At 68.4% G+C, this 431-nt stretch carries 1 protein-coding gene; it reads left to right on the top strand.

The genetic code is table 11. The features are described from left to right. Positions 1-431, top strand: a 431-nt coding sequence (locus D7V88_RS43585; protein WP_208726801.1) for a hypothetical protein, incomplete at both ends; no start/stop codon positions are given.

Here is a 431-nt window from a genome sequence, read left to right as displayed (position 1 = left end):
GCGGAGCCCAACGTCTACGACGCTATCAGCCTCGATGTGAGCGCGCTGTTCGACGCGGCAACCGCGCCGACGCCCTTCGACAACGCGCCGCCGGCAGTGACGTGGCGTGTGACGTTCACAGGGGACGACGGGACGCCCTTCAGCGCTCCTGCAGGGGCCGCGAACGTCGTGGCCAACCAGCTCACCATCGAGGCCACCGCGGTGGATGCCGAAGGCTCCGGCGTCCGCAACTTCACCGTGACGGCGGGTGGCTCCTACCTCCTCAACGAGGTGCGGACGGGCAACAAGCTTACCGGCACGTGGACGCCGACGACTGACGGCGTCCTGGAGCTGCTCGCGGTGGCGGAAGACGGCCTGGGGAAGACCGGCACCACGAAGTACAAGCTCACCGTGGACAACACGGCTCCCAGCCTCTCCATCACCGCCCCGGT

The organism is Corallococcus terminator (assembly GCF_003611635.1).
GTDB classification, from domain to species: Bacteria; Myxococcota; Myxococcia; order Myxococcales; family Myxococcaceae; genus Corallococcus; species Corallococcus terminator.
This window is presented reverse-complemented; position numbering and strand designations above follow the sequence as displayed.